The sequence below is a fragment of the Burkholderia sp. AU38729 genome, from assembly GCF_020419725.1.
In the GTDB taxonomy this organism is placed as follows: domain Bacteria; phylum Pseudomonadota; class Gammaproteobacteria; order Burkholderiales; family Burkholderiaceae; genus Burkholderia.
In genome coordinates this window covers 257421-279009 of record NZ_JAIZQO010000005.1, presented here as the reverse complement: position 1 = coordinate 279009, position 21589 = coordinate 257421, and the positions used below count along the sequence as shown (strand labels likewise).

Genomic DNA, 21589 nt, shown 5'->3' with positions numbered 1-21589 from the left:
AAAACCGGCCGTTTATTTTTTTCCGTCGCATGCGGCCGTCATGATCTCCCGCAAGCCCCGGCGCGCCGCCGGGGTTCCCCACCCTCGCGGAGACATCATGAAAAGAAGGCACACCCTCAACACGCTGGCCCTGCTCTGTTGCGTCGGCATCCAGTGCGCGACGTCGGCGTTCGCCGACGAGCCGAAGAAGGTCGCGTTCGTCGACACCGGCAACACCGGGCGCAGCGTGATGGCCGAAGCGATCGCCGGCCAGTTGATCGCGCAACGCCACGCGCACATCGCGGTGATTTCACGTGCGGTCGACGAAGATCCGTATGACGAAAAGCCCGAGGAAAACGGCGTGATCCTGATGAAGCGGCGTGGCATCGACACGACCGCGCACCGTTCGGTGCAGTTGAACGCCAACGACGTCAAGCATTCCGACGTGATCCTGACGATGACCGACAAACATAAGGAGAAGGTGCTCGCGCTCTATCCGTCGGCCGCCGGCAAGGTGTTCACGCTGGCCGAGTATGCGTCCGGGAAGCACGTCGACGTGCCCGATGCGTGGGGCAAGCCGATCGATTTCTACGAATCGGTCACCGCGCAGCTCGACACGTACATCCCGGCGGCGCTCGACAAGATCGCGACGGCCGTGCCGGCGAAGCAGTAATGTCAGATGGCCTGTCGGCTCGCCTGGCGCGACGCGCCGGCACCGACAGGTTTGCTGTTCACGTTGCCCCCCAACCACCCCACCCACCGCATGCCCGTCGCCGGGACATTGACTTTGGCCATCCGGCCGAATCGTCATCCTGCGCACCGGATGAAAGAATGATCTTCGTCCGGGAAGCCGGCTTCGCGGCCTGACATCCCGCACTTCGAAGGCACCGTACGCGCAGCAACGCGCGTGCGATGTCGTGTGTCGCCCCGACTCGGCAATGCGCGCACGCCCCCGCGCGCACCACCCGGCAGCTCGCACGACCCCGCCATTTACCCTACTCCCTTTTTGTAGCTTATAAGTTACAATGCTCTCCAAGTTCGAACTTCTTCGCTACCAGCGCGACGATGGTCGCGAGCCCTTCACCGAATGGTTGAACGCCGTGCGCGACAAGCTTGCGCAGGCACGGATTCGCGAACGCTTGCGCCGCGTGCAGACCGGCAACTTCGGCGATTGCGAGCCCGTCGGCGAAGGCGTGATCGAACTGCGCGTCCACGTCGGCGCCGGCTATCGCGTGTATTTCGGGCGGTACGGCGGCGCACTGGTGCTGTTGCTTTCAGGCGGCGACAAAAGCAGTCAACCCGACGACATCAGGCGCGCCAAGGAACACTGGTCGAACTGGAAACGGAGGCAAACATGACCAAGCTCAAAGGTGCGGTATCGCACCACGACGCGGAAGTCGCCGAACTCGGCGCCGACCGCGAACTCGCGGTGGCCTATCTGCGCGTCGCGATGGAGTCGCTCGACGATCCCGACAACCGCGCGGCCGGCCTGCTCGCGTTGCGGACGGTCGCGGAAGCGTACGGCGGGCTCGGCGCCGTCGCGGCCGAAGCCGGCATCAGCCGCGAATCGCTGTATCGCACGCTCTCCCCGAATGGCAACCCGACACTGAAAACCCTGCTCGCGGTGCTCAAGACCGTCGGCCTGCGCCTGTCCGTCGTCCCTGCACAGCCGGTGCACGCATAAGCGGCACACCGCCCGCTCACGGCCGCACCATCCACACCAGCAGCATCTCCGCCGGCGCGTTCGCCATCCCCGTCGGCGGATGCTCGATCGCCGGCTCGACCGACAGCGCCTTCGCCATCGTCGCCGCATCCTCGATCGTCGTCGTGCGCACGATCGTCATCAGTCGCGCCGGCCGGTGCAGCGTCTCGCGATACAGCGCGCCGTACCACAACGGCCGCATGCCGAGCGCGTCCTGCAACACGTACGGATAACGCCACAGCCGCAACACGAGGCGGCTTTCCGGCTGCCCCGGATCGACGCGCACGAACACGCGGCGCGTGCTTTCCCCGTGCGTGTAGCGCGGCAGCACCGGCAGCGCCTCGGCCGGCGCCTGCGGCAGCAGCCAGCGCAGCGCGGTGGCCGGCGACCACGGCGTCGCGCGCTGCCAGCCGGCCTGCGCGAGATGCCGGTCGAGCGTGTCCGACGTCGCGCTCCATTGCAGCGGCAGATATTCCTCGCGGTCGCCGCCGATTTCGGTGCGCCGCACCGGCACACGCTGCCATCCGCCGCGCAGCCACTGGTCGACGGTCATCGCGACCACGTCGCCGACATGCGGGCGCGCCGCGCGGTCGAGCTGCCATTGCGCGGGAACCGTCCATACGCCGGCCGTCGCGAGCACCACCGTCACCGCGACGAGCGCGCCCCTTGGCTGCACGTGCTCGCGCACGCGCCAGTACGCATAGGCGCCGGCCAGCAGCGCGAACCAGGCGAGCCCGAGACTCCAGCCGCCCAGCAGGCCCGACAGCCACGTGTCGCCCACATACAGCCGCGCGAAGCCGCCGAGCACGATCCACAACACCACCGCCGTGACGACCGGGATCCGCCACCGCGCGGGCCGGTCGCGCGCGAGCACCCAGCCGAGGCCGCTGCTCGCGAGAATCGCGAACGCCGCTTCGGCATCGGGCAGCGGCACATGCGGCGCACCGGGCGGCAGGCTCGCGGGCGTCGCGCCGGGTATGCCCGCGCCGAACACCGGCCCGAGCACGACGGCGACGCCGACCGTCGCGAGCCACCACGCGGCCGTCAGCCAGCAGCGATGGATCATCAGCCAGACAAGAAACGCGGCCGCGACGATCAGCCCCGTGTCGTGCCCGTGAAGCACGGCAAGCGCGCGCATCGTGGCGTCCACCGGCGGCGTGCGCAGGTTCTGCAGGAACGCATACAGCGCGATGTCCGCGTGCATCAGCGGATCGTTCGCGACGACATCCTGCACGAGGCCCGCGAACAGCCACACGCAGCCGATGAACAGCAGCGCGAGCACGGGCACCGCGCCGGGCAGGCCTCGCACGTAAGCAATCGTGTCGTGCAGCCGTGCACCGAACCGCGGCCAGCGGCGCGCGCAGGCGTGCACGCCTTCGACGAGCGCACGGCGCAACAGCGGCCAGCCGCGCCGCAACGCGACCCGCACGCCGATCCACACGAGCGCGACGAGCGCCGCGACGACCAGCAGGATCACGGCGACCCGCACGCTGATCGCCGCGGCCAGCGCGGCCGACGCGCCGAACAGGATGCCCGGCGCGACGTGCACGGGCGCCCAGATGAGCGCCGAGACGACGTTGACCGGATAGAACGACCGGCGCGGCAACGTCGCGCAGCCGACCACGACCGGCACGACCGCGCGCACCGGCGCAAGAAAACGCGCGAGCACGATGCTCTTCATGCCATGGCGCAGCACGAACTCCTCGCCGCGCGCGAAGGCGGCCGCGTAGCCGAAGCGCGCCCAGGCGTTGCGGATCACGCCGCGATAATGCCGCCCGAGTTCATAGCTGATCCCGTCGCCGATCACGGCGCCGGCCGCCGCGACACCGATGGTCGTCCAGCCGTCGAGCGCGCCCGCGCCGATCAGCGCACCGGCCGCGAACATCACGGCGCCGGCCGGCACGACCGTGCCGATCAGCGCGATCGCCTCGGCGCACGCCGTCACGAACACGATCGCGAGCACGAGCAGCGGATGTGCGCCGATCGCGCCGATCCACGCGTGGATCGTGCCGCTCATCGCGCGCGCCTCGGCGGAGCGCGCCGGTGTGCGAACGCCGGGCCGGTGGTGGCAGCGTGAAGGTTCATCGGGCGGTGCGCGCGGTCGCGCCGGCGGGGCGGGTCAATCGAACTCGTGCTGCCGCGCGTCGGCCTCGAGCGGCGCGTCGTGGTAGCCGACCGTCGCGATCTCCTGCAGATAGCGCGCGAGAAACGCGCCGATCGAGCCGGCAGCCTCGTACTGATGCACGTGGCGGAATTCGTGGGTCAGCAGGCGGCGCGTGTCCTGCCCGCGCAGCACGTACACCGCATGGCCGAGCGTGAGCCCGATCGTCCCCGGCGCCAGGAGCCCCGTGTCGCGGGCGATCGCGGCCAGCGACGGCACCTCGGGGAACGGCATGCGCTCGACGATCACCACGCGGATCCGCTCCGGCTGCGCGACGCCCACCGTGCGCGCGTCGTCGGCCTGCTCGGGCGTCAGCGGCGCCCCCTGCGCGATCCCGCGCGCCGCCTCGGCTTCCGCCCATGCAACGGCAGCGGGCAGTGCGGACGGCAGGATATCGGCAAGATCGATCATCGCGGGGCTCCTCAGGGAGTTGTAGTGGCATCGGGCACCAGTTTAGTCCCGAATCGGGAGGGTTCGCGGGGTGGTTCGCGACGCGCCGCGCCGCCTCTTCACCGTCTCAATAATAATCAGGGGATACCCTGATTTCCGCCTGCTCCGACGCGTACTTTCTCCCTGGGATTGTTTCGTTTCAGTACACATTCCACGCTCGGCTATCTCGAAAATTTCCCGGATGTGTATCGTTTTCGGATTCGGCGGAATATATTGGTCAGAAGAACAGTCGCGGCGAACACCGGACAACAGTGCGCGGCGTCATCCCGAAGAGGATCGCTAGATGATCAGGGTAATTCTGGCTGACGATCACGCAGTCATGCGGGACGGACTGCGTTACATCCTGGAAACGGCCGGCGGTTTCGAGATCGTCGGCGAGGCGAGCGACGGCTCGGCCACGCTTGCGCTGGTCGAGCGCGGCGCCGCCGACGTGCTGCTGCTCGACTTGTCGATGCCCGCGCCGACCGGCATCGAGCTGATCCGGCTGGTGAAACGCCACGCGCCGTCGCTGCGCACGCTGGTGCTGACGATGCATGCGGAGGCGCAGTACGCGGCGCGCGCGTTCAAGGCCGGCGCAACCGGCTACCTGACGAAGGACAGCGCGACCGCCGAGCTCGTCGAGGCGGTCGGCAAGGTGGCCGCGGGCGGCGTCTACGTGAGCCCGTCGGCGGCCGAGAGCCTCGCGCTCACGCTGCGCACCCCGGCCGCGACGCTGCCGCACGAACGGCTGTCCGCGCGCGAGTTCGACGTGATGCGCCGCATCGTCGCGGGCCAGACGGTCACGCAGATCGCGACCGAACTCGCGCTCAGCGCAAAGACGGTCAGCACCTACAAGACCCGGATCCTCGAGAAGATGGCGCTGCCGCACGAAGCCGCGCTGGTCCGCTACGCGGTGCGCCACGAACTCGACCCGAGCGGCGACGCATGACCGCCACCTTCCGCCTCCCGCCCTCGCCCGCGGACGACGACGACCCGGACGCGTCGCGCCTGTTCATGTCGTCGCTGCCGCCGGGCCGGCGTGAGCGGCGGCTCGCGCTCGCGACCGTCCTCATCTCCGCCGTGATCTTCGCCGCGCTTGCACCGTTCGCGGGCAGGCCGCTTGCGCCGGGCTGGGCGTTCATTCCCGTGTACCAGTCGGCGATCGTCGTCAACGACATGGTGACGGCCGGCCTGCTGCTCGGCCAGTACGCGATCCTGCGCCAGCGGCCGCTGCTCGTGCTCGCGGGCGGCTACCTGTTCACGGGTTTCATGGCCGGCACCCACATGCTGACCTTTCCCGGGCTGTTCGCACCGACCGGCCTGCTCGGCGGCGGCGACCAGACCACCGCCTGGCTGTACCTGTTCTGGCACGGCGGCTTTCCGCTGGCGGTCGCCGCGTACGCGCTGCTGCGCGCGAAGCCGCGTGCGCCGGGGCCGATCCCGGCCCCGCAGCGCCGCGCGGCGATTCCCGTCGTGCTGTGCATCGCGGCCGCGATCGGCGCGACGGTCGCGCTCGCGCTGCTCACGACGGCCGGCCACGACCTGCTGCCGCGCATCATGAACGGCAACCGGATGGCCGCGACGATGACGAACGCGATCACCATCGTCTGGGGGCTGAACCTGGTCGCACTGATGCTGATGTGGCAGCGGCGGCGGCGCCATTCCGTGCTCGACCTGTGGGTGATGACGGTGCTCGTCGCGTGGCTGTTCGACATCGCGCTGTCGTCGATGCTGAATCACGGGCGCTACGACCTCGGCTTCTACGCGGGGCGCGCGTACGGCCTCGTCGCGTCCGGTGTCGTGCTGTTCGCGATGCTGTTCGAGAACGGCCGGCTGCATGCGCAAACGGTGCGCGCGCTGGCCGGCGCGCGCTACCAGCATCTGCTCGTCGTGCAGAAGAGCGCGCAGCTGAACGACGCGAACGAACGGCTCGAACAACGCGTCGCCGCGCGCACCGCGCAATTGAGCGCGTCGAACCGCGACCTGCGGCGCGAAGTCGAGGACCGCGTGCGGGCCGAGCGGGCGCTGCAGGCGTCGCGCGAGGAGCTGCGCGAGATTGCCGCGATCAGCGCGAGCGCACGCGAAGCCGAGCAGCGCCGCATCGCACGCGAGCTGCACGACGAACTCGCGCAGACGCTCGCGACGCTGAAGAACGATCTCGAATGGCTGCTCGACCGCGTGCCGCAGGACGACGCGCATCTGGCGCGCAAGATCGCGGCGATGCACGCGCTGGCGCGCGGCGCGGTGGCCGCGACGCGCCGCATCGCGTCGGACCTGCGCCCGCTGATGCTCGACGATCTCGGCTTCGCCGCGGCGATGCAGTGGCTCGTGGAGGATTTCCGGCACCGGCACGGCATCGAATGCGCGCTGCACGTCGAGCCGACCGAGCTGCAGCTCGACGAGCCTTACGCGACGGCGGTGTTCCGCATCGCGCAGGAAGCGCTCGCGAACGTCGCGCGGCACGCGGCCGCGTCGCATGCGACCGTCGAACTCGTGCATGCGAACCATGCGATCGAGCTGACGATTCGCGACGACGGCGCGGGATTCGATCCCGGCGTGCCGCGCAAGTCGGGATCGTTCGGGCTGGTCGGGTTACGCGAGCGCGCGTATCTCGTCGGCGGCACGCTGCGGATCGCGACGACGCTCGGCGAAGGGACGACGGTCGAGGTGGAGATTCCGCTGGCGCCTGCGCAGGTGACGGTCGCGCATGGTGGGGTTGGGGCGCCGCGGGGGTAGGTTCCCGGCGACGGCGGTGGTGCGGGCGGCGGGTACCGAACAGCGACGATCGCTACCCGCCCGGTAAAGTACGCCCCTGATCCGCCGACTTATTCGACGTCCTTCGTCGCGCGCGCCGCTTCCAGCATGCGCTCGAGTTCCGCAAGAACGTGCGCGGCATCGATGTATTCACCGGTCCGCCGCGCCTCGTCCCGCGAGGTCAGGCCTCGCGCGACGAACTCGCGCCGCATGCGTCGGCGCGACATGCCACCGCCCAACCTATCCATCGTCGTCGTTTTCATTGCCCCTCCATGCGCCATACCTGCGACGCATCGTAACGCACCGGCAGGTTGCGCAAGGTGTCAGCCTGCCGACCACGACGCGTTCGCTGCATGGTCGTGCTCGGCCGCAGGCCGGCCCAAGGCGACATTGCCCGCATGATCCGCTTCGGCACAACGCTACAATTTGTCACCGTCCTGCCTCACTCTCGCGCCGATGCGGCGGCCGTCGCGCTCAAATACCTGCTGTCGAACACGCACGCAACGGCCGACTTCACGTTCGTCGGGAACCCGTTGATGAAGCGGTAACGCCGCGCCCCCTCACGCGCGCGCCGCCACCATCCCCCGTTCCGAGCGCGTCCACGCGACCAGCGCGCCGATCCCGAGCAGCGCGAGACATACGATCGGCACGATCATCGGGCCGAACGCCGTGCCCGTCACCTTGCCGGCAAACGGCATCAGGTTCTGGCTGAAGAAGCCGCCGAGGTTGCCGATCGAGTTGATCGCCGCGACGCTCGCCGCCGCCCGCGCGCCGGTGAAGTAGCGCGGCGGCATCGACCAGAAGCACGGATACAGCAGCGGGATGCATGCGCCACCGAGCACCAGCGCGATGAAGCGCAGCGGCGTCGACGGCAACACGAGACTCAGCAGAAAGCCGAGCGCACCGAGCGCGGCAACGATCGCGATCGTGCGCAGGATGCTCTTCGCCCGGCGCAGCTTCCCCGGCAGCCACAACAACAGCAGCACCGCGAGCGCCCACGGCAGCATGCTCAGGAAGCCGTTCATGCTGCTCGACACGCCGAACGATTTCACGAGCGTCGGCAGCCAGTACGTCACGCCGTACAGCGACGTCGACATCAGCATGTAGGTTGCCGCGAACAGCATCACGCGCGGATCGAGCAGCGCCTTCCACGGCTGGCCGTGCTCGGCCTGCGCGGGCTTCTCGCGTTCGAGCGCGGCCTCGACGATCTGCTTCTCGCGGTCGTCGAGGAAACGTGCGTCGCGCACCGACGCGGGCAGCACACGGAACACGACGATCGCGACGATCACCGCCGGGATGCCCGTCGCCACGAACACCCACTGCCAGCCCGCGAGCCCCCACACGCCGTTCAGGCTCAGCAGCACGCCGCCGACCAGCGAGCCGAGCATGTTCGCGAGCGCGCTGCCGAGCGTGAAGATGCCGAGCACCTTCGCGCGATAGCTCTGCGGGAACCACAGCGTCAGGTAGTAGATCACGCCCGGATAGAAACCGGCCTCGGCGATGCCGAGCACGAAGCGCAGCGCGCAGAACGCGGGCATCGACGTCGTGAAGCCCATCAGCACGGTGATGAGCCCCCACGTCAGCATGATCCGCGCGAGCCACACGCGCGCGCCGTAGCGATGCAGCGCGAGCGTGCTCGGCACCTCGAACAGCAGGTAACCGATGAAGAACAGCGACGACGCGAGCCCGAACGCGGCCTCCGTCATCCCGAGGCTGTGCACCATCTGCAGCTTCGCGAAGCCGACGTTCTGCCGGTCGATGAACGCGATCAGGAACATCACGACGAGGATGGGCAGCAGGCGCCGCGCCATCTTCGACATGATGCGCTGCTCTTCGGCGGACGCGGGGTCCAGGGTTTCGGTGGCGTTCACTTGAGGCTCCTTGCGTGAAACGGTTGCATAGCGGTTGAATCGGCGCTGCGCGCGACAAGCGCACGGGTACGAGGTGTTTCGATGAAAGGGCGCGGCGGCATCAGCCCGACCGGTAGTCGTCGAGCATCGGCGCGAACATCTCGTGCCACGCCCGCGGCTTCGCCTTGATCGTGCCGGCGAGGTACAGGAATTCGACGTAGTCCATCAGCTGGTTCGGCAGCACCGAGAAGCGCGTGTCCGGCGCGGCGAGCATCCGCATCACGTCGTCGTGCGACACGCCGACGCCGGACGACGCCGCATAGAGCGCGGCCGCCGCGCGCGGGTCCTGCGCGATCAGGCGGTTCGCCTCGTCGAGCGCGCCGAGAAACGCGCTGGCCAGCGCCGGCTCCGTATCGACGAGCCGCTTCGGCGCGAACACGACATCGAGCGTCAGCGGGCCGAGCACGTCGACCGAACTCACGACGCGGTGGATGCCCGGCTGCCGCAGCTCGAGCGTCGAGAACGGCGGCGACGTGAAGTGCGCGGTGACGCCGTTCTCGCGGCGAATCAGCGCCTGCATCGCCTGCGGATGCGGCAGGTTCACGGTGATCGAATCGAGCTGCGCGAAATGCTTCGGGCCGAGCTGGCGGCTCGCGACCATCTGCAGCACGACCGCCGACAACGACGTGCGGATGCCCGGCACCGCGATCCGGTCGGCCGGCGTGAAGTCGCGCAGCGACGCGAGGCCCGGCCGGTTCGCATTCAGCGACAGCGACGTGGTCGACAGCCCGCTGATGCCGATCACCTCGACGTTCGGAATGCCGCGCGCCCGTGCCCACAGCTCGATGAAACCCGGTGCGCCGGCCCCTGCGAAATCGAGCGTGCCGGCCATCATCGCGTCGTTGACGGAATTGCCGCCGTCGAGCAGCACCCAGTCGACCGCGACGTCGCGCACGCCGTGGCGCGCCGCGTGTCGCTCGAACAGCCGCTGCTTCTCCATCACGAGCAGCGGCAGGTACAGCACGCCATAACCTTTGGAAATCCGCACTGTGCGCGGCTTCGCGCGCACGAGCGCAGGCGCGGCGAGCACGCCGAGGCCGGCGGCGATCAACGCGCGGCGGCGCGGCGACGTCGTCATGCGCCGGCCTTCCCTGCACGCGCGGCACGAGCGGCAAACGCCAGGCGGCCGGGGCCCGCTTCGCCGCACCGGCGAGCGCCGGCCGGCGACGCGCTGCACCGCGCGTTCGTCGCACCCGTTTGCTGCTGCATGTTGCCGTCTCCTGTGGTTCTGGTATTAATGGCCGTCCTTGCATCGTCCGGCTCGACACAGGTTATCGACCGAGTCTGAGAAAATGCTGACATCCCGGCCCCGGGAAAACCCCTAACCCACCCACCTGCGAAACGGCACCATGCGCATTCTCGTCGTGGAGGACGATGCCGAAATCGGCGCGGCGATCCGCAGCCGCCTGGCGCGGCTCGGCCACGCCGTCGATCTCGAAACCGACGGCGCGACCGCGCACGGGCTGCTGCGCGTCGAGCGCTTCGACCTCGTCGTGCTCGACGCGAACCTGCCCGGCATGGACGGCTTCACGGTGCTGCGCCACCTGCGCGCATCGGGCAGCACGACGCCCGTGCTGCTCGTCACCGCGCGCTCGGCGATCGACGACCGCGTGAGCGGCCTCGGCCTCGGCGCCGACGACTACCTGGTGAAGCCGTTCGACTACCGCGAGCTCGATGCGCGCGTGCAGGCGCTCCTGCGCCGCAACAGCGGCCACGCGAACGACGTGCTCAGGCTCGGCGGCCTCGTGATCGACCGCAGCAGCCGGCTCGCGGAACTCGACGGCCAGCCGCTGTCGCTATCGCGCCAGGAATTCGCGCTGCTCGAGATCCTCGCGAGCCGCCCGCAGCGGATCTTCTCGAAGGACGAACTGCTGAACCAGCTGTTCAGCTTCGGCAACGAGCCGACCACGAACGCGGTCGAGCAGTACGTGACCCGCGTGCGCAAGAAGCTGCAGGGCAGCTCGGTCGAGATCCGCACCGCGCGCGGGATGGGGTATCAGATTGCGGCGCACTGACTGGTTCCCGAAGACGCTGTTCGGGCGCACGCTGCTCTTCATCGCGCTCGTCGTCGCGACCGGCGCGCTCGCGCTCGCGGCGATCGCCCGCTACTACGCGGGCGTCGCGGCCGAACGCGCGTATGACCAGTTGCTTGCGGGCGCATCGATCCAGGTCGCGGAAAACCTCTACGTGCAGGGTGGCGTGCTCGCGCTGAATCCGCCGGTGGCCGCGCTGTCGACGCTGTCGCGCTACGACCTCGTCTACTACAAGGTCGTCGATTCGCGCGGCATCGTCGTGGCCGGCTACAACGATCTCGCGAGCCCCGCGACGCTCGCCGCCGCGAAGCAGGGCCCCGCGTTCGCGAACGGCCTGTACCAGGGGCACCGGATCCGCACTGCGACCATTGCACGCTACATGCCCGAGGAAAGCACGCCGGGCTGGGCGCTCGTGACGGTCGCGCAAACCACCAACGCGCGCCAGCAGCTCACGAACGACATGAGTTTCAAGGTGTGGACGCTGATCCTGCTGATGAGCGTGCTCGCGATCGGCGCGAGCGGCCTCGCGATCCGGCGCGGCCTGCGTCCGCTCGCGCAGATCGGCACGATCATCGCCGCGCGCGACCCGGCCGACCTGCGGCCGGTGGCCGTCGACACGCCGAGCGAGATCGACGCGATCATCGGGTCGATCAACGGGCTGATGCACCGTCTCGCCGAGCGGATCAACGCGATGCAGCGCTTCATCGCCGATGCCGCGCACCAGATGCGCACGCCGCTCGCGCGGCTCGACGCGCAGATCGAGCTGCTCGACGGCGAAGCCGATCCCGCGCGCCACGCGGCGCGGCTCGACGCGCTGCGTGCGACCTCTTCGGACGTCGGCCGGCTCACCGGCCAGTTGCTCAATCATGCGATGGTGATTCATCGCACCGAGGCCGTGCCGTTGCAACCGGTCGAACTCGTCGCGCTCGCGAAGGACGTGCTCGGCCGCGCGATTCCGCTCGCGGGCGAGCGCGATGTCGCCGTCGCGTTCGCGAGCGACGCGCCGCTCGCGTGGATCGACGGCGACGCGATCAGCCTGCAGGAAGCGCTGTCGAACGTGCTGCACAACGCGCTACTGCACGGGCATGCGGACGACATCGTCGTGTCGGTCGCGACGCAGGGCAACGCGGACGATGCGGTGACGCTGACCGTCACCGACAACGGTCGCGGGATTCCACGCGAGCACTGGGACGCGGCGCTGCAGCCGTTCGTGCGGATCGCGCCGGACGGCAGCGAGCGGCGCACGGGGTCGGGCCTCGGGCTCGCGATCGTGCAGGAAGTGATGAAGGCGCACGGGGGGCGCGTCGGGTTTGCGTTTCCCGATGCGGGCGGGTTTGCGGTGGTGTTGACGTTTCCGCGCGCGGCGGGGAGCGGTACGAAGCAGGCATGAGTCGACGGACTGCGCCGGTTCAGGCGCGTGCACGGCAGGCACTCAATCGTGGCTGTCGTCATCGAAGCGGTTGCGCTCCGCATGCCGCGCCACCAGCCGATCCAGCTCGTCATACTGACGATCGCAGAACAGCCGGCACAACGTATCGACATCCGCGCGCGTGTCGACGTCGATCGTATCGACGTGCTGCTCCAGCTTGCCCTTGCCGATCCCGAACAGCCCCTTCTTCATCCGCATCGAGACGGCATTCAGTTGGAAGCCGTCCGCATGCGCATCGCGCAGCGCGGTCACCCACAACTCCCGCTGATCGTCGGCATGCTGCAGCACGAGGGCCGGCAATGGGCCCTCCTGCGTGTCGTCCCATTCGGCATGCTGCGCCGCCCACGGGAATGCGTCGAACGCCTGCGTGAACGCCGCGTAATCCGTCGCGCCCTGCGGATCCAGTTGCTCGAATGCGTAACCGACTTTCTGAACGGAATAGGTCAACATGGTGCGGCGCTCCCGGTGGCGGTGATGGCGACTGAGCGCCAATCTACCTGACAATCCGGCGTGCATCACCGTTTTTTGCCCCGCCACCGCGCCCGCTACGCCGCCACCGCCTCCCCACCGAGATACGCATCGCGCACACGCTCGTCGTCGAGCAGCGCCTTCGCGGGCCCTTCGAGCACGACGCGCCCCGTCTGCAGCACGTACCCGTAATGCGCGATCTCCAGCGCGAGGCTCGCGTTCTGTTCGACCATGAACACGGTCACGCCCTGCCGGTTGATCGCGTCGATCAGCTCGAGCACCTTGTCGACATAGAGCGGCGACAGCCCCATCGTCGGCTCGTCCATGCAGATCAGCTTCGGTCGCGCCATCAGCGCCCGCGCCATCGCGAGCATCTGCTGCTCGCCGCCCGACAGCGTGCCCGCGCGCTGCGTCAGCCGTTCGCGCACACGCGGAAACAGGTCGAGCACACGCTCGTAGTCTTCCGCCACCGCAGCACGGTCGCCACGCGTGTACGCGCCCATCAGCAGGTTCTCGCGCACGCTCATGTCGCCGAACAGCCGCCGCGCCTCGGGCACGGCCGCGATCCCACGCCGCACGCGCTGCGGCGTGGCGAGCGCCGTCACGTCATCGCCGTCGAAGCGCACGACGCCGCGGCGCGGCCGCATCAGCCCGAGGATCAGCTTCATCGTCGTCGACTTGCCGCTCGCGTTGCCGCCGAGCAGGCTGACGATCTGCCCGCGGCCCACTTCGAAGTTCACGTCGAAATGCACCTGCACCGGCCCGTAGAACGTGTCCAGGTGTTGGAGTTTCAGCAGCGCGTCGGTCATGGTCGTGTCGGGTCCGGAAGAAAGTGCCGTCATGCGGCCGCCTGTGCCGTGCGGTCGGCCGGCGCGCCGCCCGCATGCCGGCGGCCGAGGTACGCCTCGATCACGCGCGGATCGTGCCGCACGTCGCGCGGCGCGCCTTCGGCGATCTTCACGCCGTTGTCGAGCACCATCACGCGGTCGGACACGCGCATCACGAGTTCGAGCTTGTGCTCGATCAGCAGGATCGTCAGGCCGCGCGCCTTCAGCGACTGGATCAGCTGCAGCATCTCGGCCGTCTCCGTCTCGTTCATCCCGGCCGTCGGCTCGTCGAGCAGCAGCAGGCGCGGGTGCAGCGCAAGCGCGCGGCCGATCTCCACGCGCCGCCGGTTCGCATACGACAGGCTGTGCGCCGGATGATCGATGCGCGGCGTCAGCCGCTCGCCGAACCCGGCGACGATCGCGCGCGCCTCGTCGCGCAGCGCGGCGTCCTCGCGCCGCACCGCCGCGGGCCGCACGAGCGCGCGCAGCACCTCGGCCGCCGCGCCGAGCGCGGGCCAGCCCGGCCGCGCCGCGCGCAGCCGCGCATGCGCGCCGACCAGCACGTTGTCGAGCACGCTCAGGTTGCCGAACACGCGGCCGTGCTGGAACGTGCGCGCGATGCCGAGCGTCGCGAGGCGTTCGGGCGCGGTGCCCGTGATGTCGCGGCCGTCGAACGTCACGCGGCCGGCATCGGGCCGGTCGGCGCCCGCGATCAGGTTGAACAGCGTCGACTTGCCCGCGCCGTTCGGCCCGATCACGCTCAGCAGTTCGCCTTCGGCGAGTGACAGGCTCGCGCCGTCGAGCGCGGTCACGCCGTCGAAGCGGCGCGTCAGGCCCTGCACGTCGAGCAGGGGTTGATGGGTCGTCATCGCGTTCCTCCTCACACCGTGCCGAGCAGGCCCTGCGGCCGGAACCGGACGAGCAGCAACAGCACGAGGCCGTAGATCAGCATCCGGTAGTCGGCCGCCCAGCGGAACAGCTCGGGCAGCCCGATCAGCGCGATCGCGCCGGCGATGCCGCCGAGCACGTTGCCGAGCCCGCCGAGGATCACCATCGTCAGCGCGAGGATCGACACCTGCGAATCGAAGGTCTGGTGATTGATGTAGCTGTACAGGTGCGCGGCGATCCCGCCGCTCACGCCGGCCGCGACGCCGCCGACCGCGAACGCGATCGCCTTGTAGCGGTTCGGTGCGATGCCGTGCGCACGCGCGGCGACGTCGTCCTCGCGCACCGCGCGCAGCGTGCGGCCGAGGTGCGAGCGCAGCCGCCGCACCTGCACGAGCGCGAACGCGACGAGCACCGCGAACGTGAACCAGTACGCGGCACGCGCGGTCGTCGCCCACGGCAGCGGCGCGATGCCGGTGATGCCGAGCGGGCCGCGCGTGAGGCCGTCCCAGTTCAGGATCACGAGGCTCACCACTTCGCCGATGCCGAGCGTCGCGATCGACACGTAATGCCCGCGCAGCCGGAACGCCGGATAGACGAGCAGCGTGCCGAGCACGGCGGTGATCACGCCCGCGCACGGAATCGTCACGGCCGGCGACCAGCCGAGATCCGACGACAGCAGCGCCGACGCATACGCGCCGATCACCAGCAGCGCCGCGTGGCCGAGCGAGATCTGCCCGACCGTACCCGCCACCAGCGTCAGGCTCAGCGCGAGCAGCCCGTACAGCCACGCGTTGGTCAGCGTCTGCAGCACGTACGGCGATGCGCCGAGCCACGGCAGCACGGCCGCCGCCACGATCAGCACGACGAGTACCGGGCGCGGCACGCGCACGGCCTTCGCGGCCGCGAGGAAGGTGCCCGTCATCGGCTCGGGCGGCAGCGCACGGTTCGCGCTGAACAGCCCGTTCGGCCGCCACACGAGGAACACGATCAGCAGCCCGAACGCGAACAGGTCGCGATAGCTGGTGCCGAACAGCGCGACGCCGTAGCTTTCGACGAGACCGAGCAGCAGGCTGCCCGCGATCGCGCCCGGCACGTTGCCGAGCCCGCCGATCAGCAGCGCGACCACGCCCTTCAGCGTGGCCTGGAAGCCCATCGCCGGATCGATGCTGTTGTAGTACATGCCGACCAGCAGCCCGCTCACGCCGCCGAGCGCGCACGCGATCGCGAACACGGTCTGGTTCACGCGGTCGACGTCGACGCCCATCTGCAGCGCCGCGTCGCGATCCTGCGCGGTCGCGCGCACGGCCCAGCCGAGCCGCGTGAAGCGCAGGAAGCCGTACAGCAGCGCGGCCGCCGCGATGCCGATGCCCGCGATCAGCAGGTCGAGCGAGCCGAGCGTCGCGCCGGCGATCCGCAGATGCCAGTCGGGCAGCGGCGTCGGCACCGCGCGCGGGTCGGCGCCGAACGCGAGCTGCGCGAGCTGGTCGAGGATGAAGCTGATGCCGATCGTCGCGAGCAGCGGTGCGATGCGTGCCGCGTGGCGCAGCGGCCGCAGCCCGATCCGCTCGATCGCAATGCCGAGCGCACCGCAGCCGACGACGACCGCCGCGAGCGCCGCCGGCAGCGGCAGCCCGAAGCGCGTCAGGCACAGCCAGCCGATGAACGCGCCGACCATGTAGACCGAGCCGTGCGCGAAGTTGATCAGGTGCGACACGCCGAAGATCAGCGCGAGCCCGACCGCGAGCAGCGCGTAGATGTTGCCGACGATGAGGCCGTTGAGCGTGTAGTCGAGCCAGGAAGCCATCACGATGCGTCCGTTACGTGCATGCTGTTCAGGGCCGGGTTCAACGCGCGGCGAGCTGCGGTTTCGCGCCGTCCCACAGCGCCCACTGCCCCTGCTTCACGACCAGATACACGGTGCGTGCGCCCGCAACGCGACGCGTCTGCGGATCGAAGCGCACCTTGCCGAAGATCACGCTCGGCACGTCGCTGATTTTCGCGAAGCCGTCGTGCGCGGCCTGGCGCGTCGTGCCGTAGCGGCGCAGCACTTCCGCCGACAGGATCAGCGCATCGTATGCACGCGCGACGAACGAATCGGGATCGGCGTGGAATTTCGCGCGATAGCGCTGCACGAATGCCTGCACTTCGGGGCGCGGCTCGGCCGGGAAGAAGTTCGATTCCGTATAGACGCCGTCGACGGCCGTGCCGCCCAGTTCGAGGAACTTCGGCGAGTACACCGAACCGACCGCCGCGATCGGCAGCGTGAGCCCCGATGTACGCGCCTGGCGCACGATCTGCGCACCGTCCGCGTAGTACGAGATCAGCACGATCGAATCGGGCTTCGATTCGCCGATGCGCACGAGCGTCGAGCGGAAATCCTTCTCCGCCGGCTGATAGCCTTCGGCCGCGACGACCTGCGCGCCGAGCCCCGTCACGGCCTTCGCGAAGATGTCCTTGCTGGTGCGGCCCCAGTCGGTGTTCAGGTACAGCACCGCGATCCGCTTGAAGCCGAGCTCCTTCACCGCGTAGCGCGCGAGCAGCGGCTGCTCCTCGGCCTGGCTCAGCGCGGTGCTCCACAGATAGTCGCCGCCCTTCGTGAAGTCCGGATGCGAGTTGGTGAAGCCGAACTGGATCAGTTGCCCGCGCTGGTAGATCGGCGATGCGGCCATCGACGTCGCGCTGGAGAAGTCGCCCAGCTCGATCGCGATGCGCGGATCGGCGACGAACTTCTGCGCGATCGCCACGGCCTGGCGCGGGTCGCTGCGGCTGTCCTGGAAGTCGACCGCGAGCGGACGGCCGTGAATGCCGCCGCTGCCGTTGATCTCGTCGAGCGCGAGATCGAAGCCGCGCTTCCATTGTTCGCCGTACTGCGCATCCTGGCCCGTGAGCGGCCCGCTCACGCCGATCACCACCGGCTCGCCCGACACGCCCGCCGCGAGCGCGCCGCCCGTCGACAAGCCCCATGCGGCAGCGAGCGCCGCCACCGTGCCCAGCACGCGCCGCCATGCGCCGCGTGCGTCGTTCCCCGAAACGTTCATGCGTCCCCCAGCTTCAGTCAGTCGAAAAGAGTGAGGGCATGTAACCACCCGGTTCAGGACGATCCAACGAAGTTTTGCGCATATCGATATCGCGCGCGGCGCGAAGCGGGTGAGGCTTGCGAGCGGCCATCCGCACACCCTGCCGCGCGCGATGCATCGGCATGCAACGCATCACGTTGATTCGATTGGCGTTTCGTTCACGGCGCCGATCGCAACCCACGTTCAAGCACGCGTAATCGTCTATCGGGACGATCGGGCGCTTCGCAGTTTTCGCGCTGTCGATAGCAAAAATCATTATATGAATCGCGCATGCTCACACTTCTACAATGCGCAAATCGCATCATCGGAAGGTGTCATGGAGCTGCATCAACTCGAAGCCTTTTCCGCGGTCATGTCGGCCGGCAGCGTGACCGGCGCGGGCGAACTGCTCGGCCGTTCGCAGCCGGCCGTCACGCGGCAGATCCAGGAGCTCGAAGCCGATCTCGGCTACGCGCTGTTCGACCGGCACGGCCCGCGCGTCACGCCGACGCGGCGCGCATTCCTGCTCTATGAGGAAGTCGAACGCTCGCTGGTCGGCCTGCGCGCGATCGAGGCGCGCGCCCGGGCACTCGGCGATGAAAGCGCCGAGCCCGTGCGCATCGCGGCGACCCCTTCGCTCGCGGCCACGCTCGTGCCGGCCGCGCTCGCCGCGCTGCCCGACGGCGCGCAGGCGCCCCACTACCAGTTGCGCAGCGAATCGGCCGAGCATGTCGTGCACGAGGTGCTGGCCGGCACGGCCGATGTCGGCGTCGTCACGCTGCCGATGGCGCACGCGGGGCTCGACGTGCACTGGATCGCTCAGACACCGTGCGTGGCCGTGCTGCCGGCCGGCGACCCGCTCGCGGCGCAGCCGCGCATCGCGCTGCGCGACCTCGCGCGCCGCCGCATCGTGACGGTCGCGAACCGCCACCGGCTGCGCCAGCGGATCGATGCGGCATTCGCGGCCGCGCGGGTCGATGCACGCGTGTTCATCGAAACCAATGCGTCGCTGAATGCGGTGATGGCCGCGCGTGCAGGCATCGGGATCGGCATCGTCGATCCGGCAACAGGCGTGGCACTGCCGGTGGAGGGCGTCGTCGCGCGCCCGCTCGACGTCGACATCCCGTTCGCGTTCGGCGTCGCGACGCCCGCCGGCAAGGCACGCACGTCAGCGGTCGATGCGCTGCTCGACGCGCTGCACCGTACGACGCGCGCGCTGCTCGACGACGTGATCTTCCACGACGCCGCCGCGCACGACGAATTGCTGCGCGGCGACCGGCTGCGCGCCGAGCGTGCGCCGCGTGGGGCAACCCGCACGACACGTGCACGCCGGACCCGCCCGGAGGCGGCATGACGACGACCGATCCATTGCACGCACTCGAAGCCCGGCTCGCGCAGGACCTGCGCTGGCTCGACCTGCCCGCGCCGTCGTGGGTGCCGCCGCGCGAGGCCGACGGCACACGCGTGCTCGACGTCGCGATCGTCGGCGGCGGCATGGCCGGGCTCGCGGCATCCGCCGAACTGCGCCTGCTCGGCATCGACAACCAGTGCGTGATCGACCGCGCGCCGGCCGGCTACGAAGGGCCGTGGGTCACGTTCGCGCGGATGGACACGCTGCGCTCGCCGAAGCAGCTCGCGGGGCCCGCGCTCGGGCTGCCCGCGCTGACGTTCCGCGCGTGGTTCGAAGCGCAATACGGCCGCGACGCGTGGGACGCGCTCTACAAGATTCCGCGCACGCAATGGATGGACTACCTGCGCTGGTACCGGCGCGTGCTCGACCTGCAGGTGCGCAACGACACCACGCTCGTCGCGCTGCGCCCGCGCGACGACGGCCTGCTCGCGCTCGACGTGCGCGGCAACGGCGAAGCGCAGACGCTGCTCGCGCGGCACGTGGTGCTCGCCACCGGCCGCGACGGGCTCGGCGGCCCGTACGTACCACCGGTCGCGCAACGCGCGCCGCGCACGCGCTGGGCCCATTCGTCCGAGCCGATCGATTTCGCGGCGCTCGCGGGCAAGCGGGTCGGCGTGGTCGGCGCGGGTGCGTCCGCGTTCGACAACGCGGGCACCGCGCTCGAAGCCGGCGCCGCGCGCGTCGACCTGTTCTTCCGCCGCACGGACATCCCGCGCATCAACAAGCTGACCGGCATCGGCAGCCCGGGCCTCGTGCACGGCTACGCCGATCTCGACGACGCGACGAAATGGCGCTTCATGCACTACGCGCTGACGTCGCAGACGCCGCCACCGCGCGACAGCGTGCTGCGCGTGTCGCGTCACGAACAGGCGCACTTTCATGCGGGCAGCCCGATCGAGACGCTCGCGGAACACGCGGACGGACTCGACGTGACGACGCCGCGCGGACGCTACACGGTCGACTTCCTGATCTTCGCGACCGGTTTTCATTCGGACTGGACGACGCGCGCGGAATTCGCGTCGTTCGGCGCGCAGGTGCGGCGCTGGAAGGATCGCTATCGACCGGAGCCGGGCATGTGGATCGACGAGCTCGCCGAATCGCCCGATCTCGGCCCCGCGTTCGCGTTCCAGGAGCGCGAGCCCGGCGCATGTGCGGCCATCACGCGAATTCACTGCTTCAACCATGCGGCGAGCCTGAGCCACGGCAAGCTGTCCGGCGATATCCCGGCCATCAGCGCGGGCGCCAGGCGGCTCGCGCGCGGGATCGCGAGCCGCCTGTTCGACGCGGACCGCGATCGCCACTACGACGCGCTCGTCGCGTACGCCAACGCCGAACTGCAAGGCGACGAATGGCGCGACGCCGACGCATGAGCGCGCGTTCATCGATCACATTGACGACGAAGGGAACCCGAAACGATGACTGAATCCATCACGCCGGCCGATGCGCCGGATACGATCGATGCGGTGGCCGGCCTGCGCGATGGCGACGCCGTCGCCGCGCTGCGTCGCGCACGCGACAAGGTGCTGCGCCATACGCGGCTGAGCGAAGCGGCGCTGTTCGATCCCGCGTTGCCCGATCTGTCGTTGATCGAACGACTGCACGCGGCGCGGTATGTCGCAGAAAAATCGAACGCTCGCGTGCTGGCAGACACCTATCGCGCACGACTGCTCGACGCAGGCGGCACGCTCGACGATATCGCACGTGTGGACGCTGATGCATTCGACACCTTGCCCCGCCGCCTCGGCGCGATCCTCGCGCATGCACGCCTGCTGACGCACGCGCCGGTCGATGCACGTCCGTCCGATCTCGACGCGCTGAAGTCGGCCGGGCTCACGACGCCCGCGATCGTCGCGCTGTCGCAGCTCGTGGCGTTCGTCGCGTATCAGTTGCGCGTCGCGGTGGCCGCGCAGGCGCTTCAGGCACGTGCCGCAACGGAGGCCGCATGACGACGACCACGCACGGCTTCACGTCCGACACGCTCGGCTGGCGGGCGTGGCTCGACACCGTTTCGCTCGATGCCGCGACGCCAGATCAGTTGGCCGTGCTCGAAGCGAGCCACCCGCAAGCGAAGACGTCCGACTATTACCTGCTGCTCGTCCATCTTCCCGAGATCCTGCGGCAACGCTCGGGCGTATTCAACGCGATCATGTACGGCCCCGGCGGGCTGTCGCGCGCGGAGCGCGAACTGGCGAGCACGGCCGTGTCACGCGTGAACGGCTGCGTGTACTGCGCGTCCGTGCATGCGCAGCGCTTTACCCAGCTCGCGAAACGCACCGACGCGATCGAACAGGTGTTCGACGATCCGGCCACGGCCGGCACGACGGCGCGCGAACGCGCGATCATTCGCTATGCGATCGCGCTGACGGAGCGGCCCGATACGGTCGACGCGGGCGATATCGCCGCGCTGGAAGCCGAAGGGCTGACACATGAGGAGATTCTCGACCTGTCGCACGCGGTCGCGATCTTCGCGTGGGCGAACCGGTTGATGCTGACGCTGGGCGAGCCGGTGTTTCCGGCGCCGGCGACCAGCGCCTGACCCTTG

22 protein-coding genes are annotated in these 21589 nt (G+C 69.5%); 12 read left to right on the top strand and 10 right to left on the bottom strand.

Annotated elements, in window-relative coordinates; genetic code table 11:
* Positions 1 to 97: 97 nt before the first annotated feature.
* The 3 genes from LGM56_RS15815 (at position 98) to LGM56_RS15805 (ending at position 1663) form a co-directional block, all read left to right on the top strand.
* Complete coding sequence (locus LGM56_RS15815; RefSeq protein WP_226205575.1) at positions 98 to 652, top strand: protein tyrosine phosphatase; 555 nt, start codon at positions 98 to 100, stop codon at positions 650 to 652.
* A gap of 352 nt (positions 653 to 1004) precedes the next feature.
* Entirely contained in the window at positions 1005 to 1337 is a 333-nt protein-coding gene (locus tag LGM56_RS15810; protein ID WP_048020341.1) for a type II toxin-antitoxin system RelE/ParE family toxin, read from the top strand.
* A complete protein-coding gene (locus tag LGM56_RS15805) occupies positions 1334 to 1663 on the top strand; it encodes a DNA-binding protein (protein WP_039354565.1) in 330 nt (109 codons plus the stop codon). The genes LGM56_RS15810 and LGM56_RS15805 overlap by 4 nt, the downstream gene beginning before the upstream one ends.
* A 16-nt stretch (positions 1664 to 1679) precedes the next feature.
* On the opposite strand, the gene LGM56_RS15800 is transcribed toward LGM56_RS15805, so the two are convergent.
* Complete coding sequence (locus tag LGM56_RS15800; RefSeq protein ID WP_226205573.1) at positions 1680 to 3698, bottom strand: LssY C-terminal domain-containing protein; 2019 nt, start codon at positions 3696 to 3698, stop codon at positions 1680 to 1682.
* Positions 3699 to 3800: 102 nt separating this feature from the next.
* Positions 3801 to 4253 (bottom strand): hypothetical protein, encoded by a 453-nt coding sequence (locus LGM56_RS15795; protein WP_226205571.1) that lies wholly within the window; start codon positions 4251 to 4253, stop codon positions 3801 to 3803.
* Positions 4254 to 4575: 322 nt separating this feature from the next.
* Between LGM56_RS15795 and LGM56_RS15790 the strand changes: the two genes are divergently transcribed.
* Together LGM56_RS15790 and LGM56_RS15785 are read left to right on the top strand one after the other, a co-directional pair.
* Complete coding sequence (locus LGM56_RS15790) at positions 4576 to 5220, top strand: response regulator transcription factor (protein WP_089497638.1); 645 nt, start codon at positions 4576 to 4578, stop codon at positions 5218 to 5220.
* A complete protein-coding gene (locus LGM56_RS15785) occupies positions 5217 to 7007 on the top strand; it encodes a sensor histidine kinase (protein ID WP_226205569.1) in 1791 nt (596 codons plus the stop codon). The genes LGM56_RS15790 and LGM56_RS15785 overlap by 4 nt, the downstream gene beginning before the upstream one ends.
* A gap of 89 nt (positions 7008 to 7096) precedes the next feature.
* Here the strand turns inward: LGM56_RS15785 and LGM56_RS15780 are convergent, their stop codons facing one another.
* The gene (locus LGM56_RS15780; RefSeq protein ID WP_319000766.1) at positions 7097 to 7288 is read right to left on the bottom strand and encodes a hypothetical protein; all 192 of its coding nucleotides are present in this window, start codon (positions 7286 to 7288) and stop codon (positions 7097 to 7099) included.
* A 90-nt stretch (positions 7289 to 7378) separates the two neighbouring features.
* On the opposite strand from LGM56_RS15780, the gene LGM56_RS15775 reads away from it, so the two are divergent.
* The gene (locus LGM56_RS15775; protein WP_089497641.1) at positions 7379 to 7573 is read left to right on the top strand and encodes a hypothetical protein; all 195 of its coding nucleotides are present in this window, start codon (positions 7379 to 7381) and stop codon (positions 7571 to 7573) included.
* 12 nt (positions 7574 to 7585) lie between these two features.
* Here the strand turns inward: LGM56_RS15775 and LGM56_RS15770 are convergent, their stop codons facing one another.
* Positions 7586 to 8896 carry an MFS transporter gene (locus LGM56_RS15770; protein ID WP_226205566.1) on the bottom strand — a complete coding sequence of 437 codons (1311 nt, stop codon included), beginning with the start codon at positions 8894 to 8896 and terminating at the stop codon, positions 7586 to 7588.
* A gap of 100 nt (positions 8897 to 8996) precedes the next feature.
* Positions 8997 to 10013 (bottom strand): ABC transporter substrate-binding protein, encoded by a 1017-nt coding sequence (locus tag LGM56_RS15765; protein ID WP_226205563.1) that lies wholly within the window; start codon positions 10011 to 10013, stop codon positions 8997 to 8999.
* 271 nt (positions 10014 to 10284) lie between these two features.
* Between LGM56_RS15765 and LGM56_RS15760 the strand changes: the two genes are divergently transcribed.
* Positions 10285 to 10950 carry a response regulator transcription factor gene (locus LGM56_RS15760; protein ID WP_226205561.1) on the top strand — a complete coding sequence of 222 codons (666 nt, stop codon included), beginning with the start codon at positions 10285 to 10287 and terminating at the stop codon, positions 10948 to 10950.
* A complete protein-coding gene (locus tag LGM56_RS15755) occupies positions 10937 to 12358 on the top strand; it encodes a sensor histidine kinase (RefSeq protein WP_226205559.1) in 1422 nt (473 codons plus the stop codon). The genes LGM56_RS15760 and LGM56_RS15755 overlap by 14 nt, the downstream gene beginning before the upstream one ends.
* Positions 12359 to 12400: 42 nt before the next feature.
* On the opposite strand, the gene LGM56_RS15750 is transcribed toward LGM56_RS15755, so the two are convergent.
* The 5 genes from LGM56_RS15750 to LGM56_RS15730 all read right to left on the bottom strand — a co-directional run bounded on the left by LGM56_RS15750 (position 12401) and on the right by LGM56_RS15730 (position 17618).
* A complete protein-coding gene (locus LGM56_RS15750; RefSeq protein ID WP_226205557.1) occupies positions 12401 to 12847 on the bottom strand; it encodes a hypothetical protein in 447 nt (148 codons plus the stop codon).
* Positions 12848 to 12942: 95 nt separating this feature from the next.
* On the bottom strand, positions 12943 to 13707 hold the full coding sequence (locus tag LGM56_RS15745) for an ABC transporter ATP-binding protein (RefSeq protein ID WP_226205556.1): 765 nt from the start codon (positions 13705 to 13707) through the stop codon (positions 12943 to 12945).
* On the bottom strand, positions 13704 to 14561 hold the full coding sequence (locus LGM56_RS15740; protein WP_226205555.1) for an ABC transporter ATP-binding protein: 858 nt from the start codon (positions 14559 to 14561) through the stop codon (positions 13704 to 13706). The genes LGM56_RS15745 and LGM56_RS15740 overlap by 4 nt, the downstream gene beginning before the upstream one ends.
* Before the next feature lie 11 nt (positions 14562 to 14572).
* A complete protein-coding gene (locus LGM56_RS15735; protein WP_226205554.1) occupies positions 14573 to 16384 on the bottom strand; it encodes an ABC transporter permease in 1812 nt (603 codons plus the stop codon).
* Positions 16385 to 16424: 40 nt separating this feature from the next.
* Positions 16425 to 17618 carry an ABC transporter substrate-binding protein gene (locus LGM56_RS15730; RefSeq protein WP_089497649.1) on the bottom strand — a complete coding sequence of 398 codons (1194 nt, stop codon included), beginning with the start codon at positions 17616 to 17618 and terminating at the stop codon, positions 16425 to 16427.
* 355 nt (positions 17619 to 17973) lie between these two features.
* Here LGM56_RS15730 and LGM56_RS15725 point away from each other — a divergent pair, with 355 nt between their 5' ends.
* Genes LGM56_RS15725 through LGM56_RS15710 form a run of 4 tightly spaced genes read left to right on the top strand, consistent with a single transcriptional unit; the run spans position 17974 to position 21583 of the window.
* Entirely contained in the window at positions 17974 to 18990 is a 1017-nt protein-coding gene (locus LGM56_RS15725; RefSeq protein WP_226205553.1) for a LysR family transcriptional regulator, read from the top strand.
* Entirely contained in the window at positions 18987 to 20417 is a 1431-nt protein-coding gene (locus LGM56_RS15720; protein ID WP_226205551.1) for an NAD(P)-binding domain-containing protein, read from the top strand. Before LGM56_RS15725 ends, LGM56_RS15720 begins: the two co-directional genes overlap by 4 nt.
* Positions 20418 to 20462: 45 nt before the next feature.
* A complete protein-coding gene (locus LGM56_RS15715) occupies positions 20463 to 20993 on the top strand; it encodes a CMD domain-containing protein (RefSeq protein WP_226205549.1) in 531 nt (176 codons plus the stop codon).
* Positions 20990 to 21583, top strand: a complete 594-nt coding sequence (locus tag LGM56_RS15710; RefSeq protein ID WP_089497653.1) for a peroxidase-related enzyme — start codon at positions 20990 to 20992, stop codon at positions 21581 to 21583. The genes LGM56_RS15715 and LGM56_RS15710 overlap by 4 nt, the downstream gene beginning before the upstream one ends.
* Positions 21584 to 21589 lie beyond the last annotated feature (6 nt).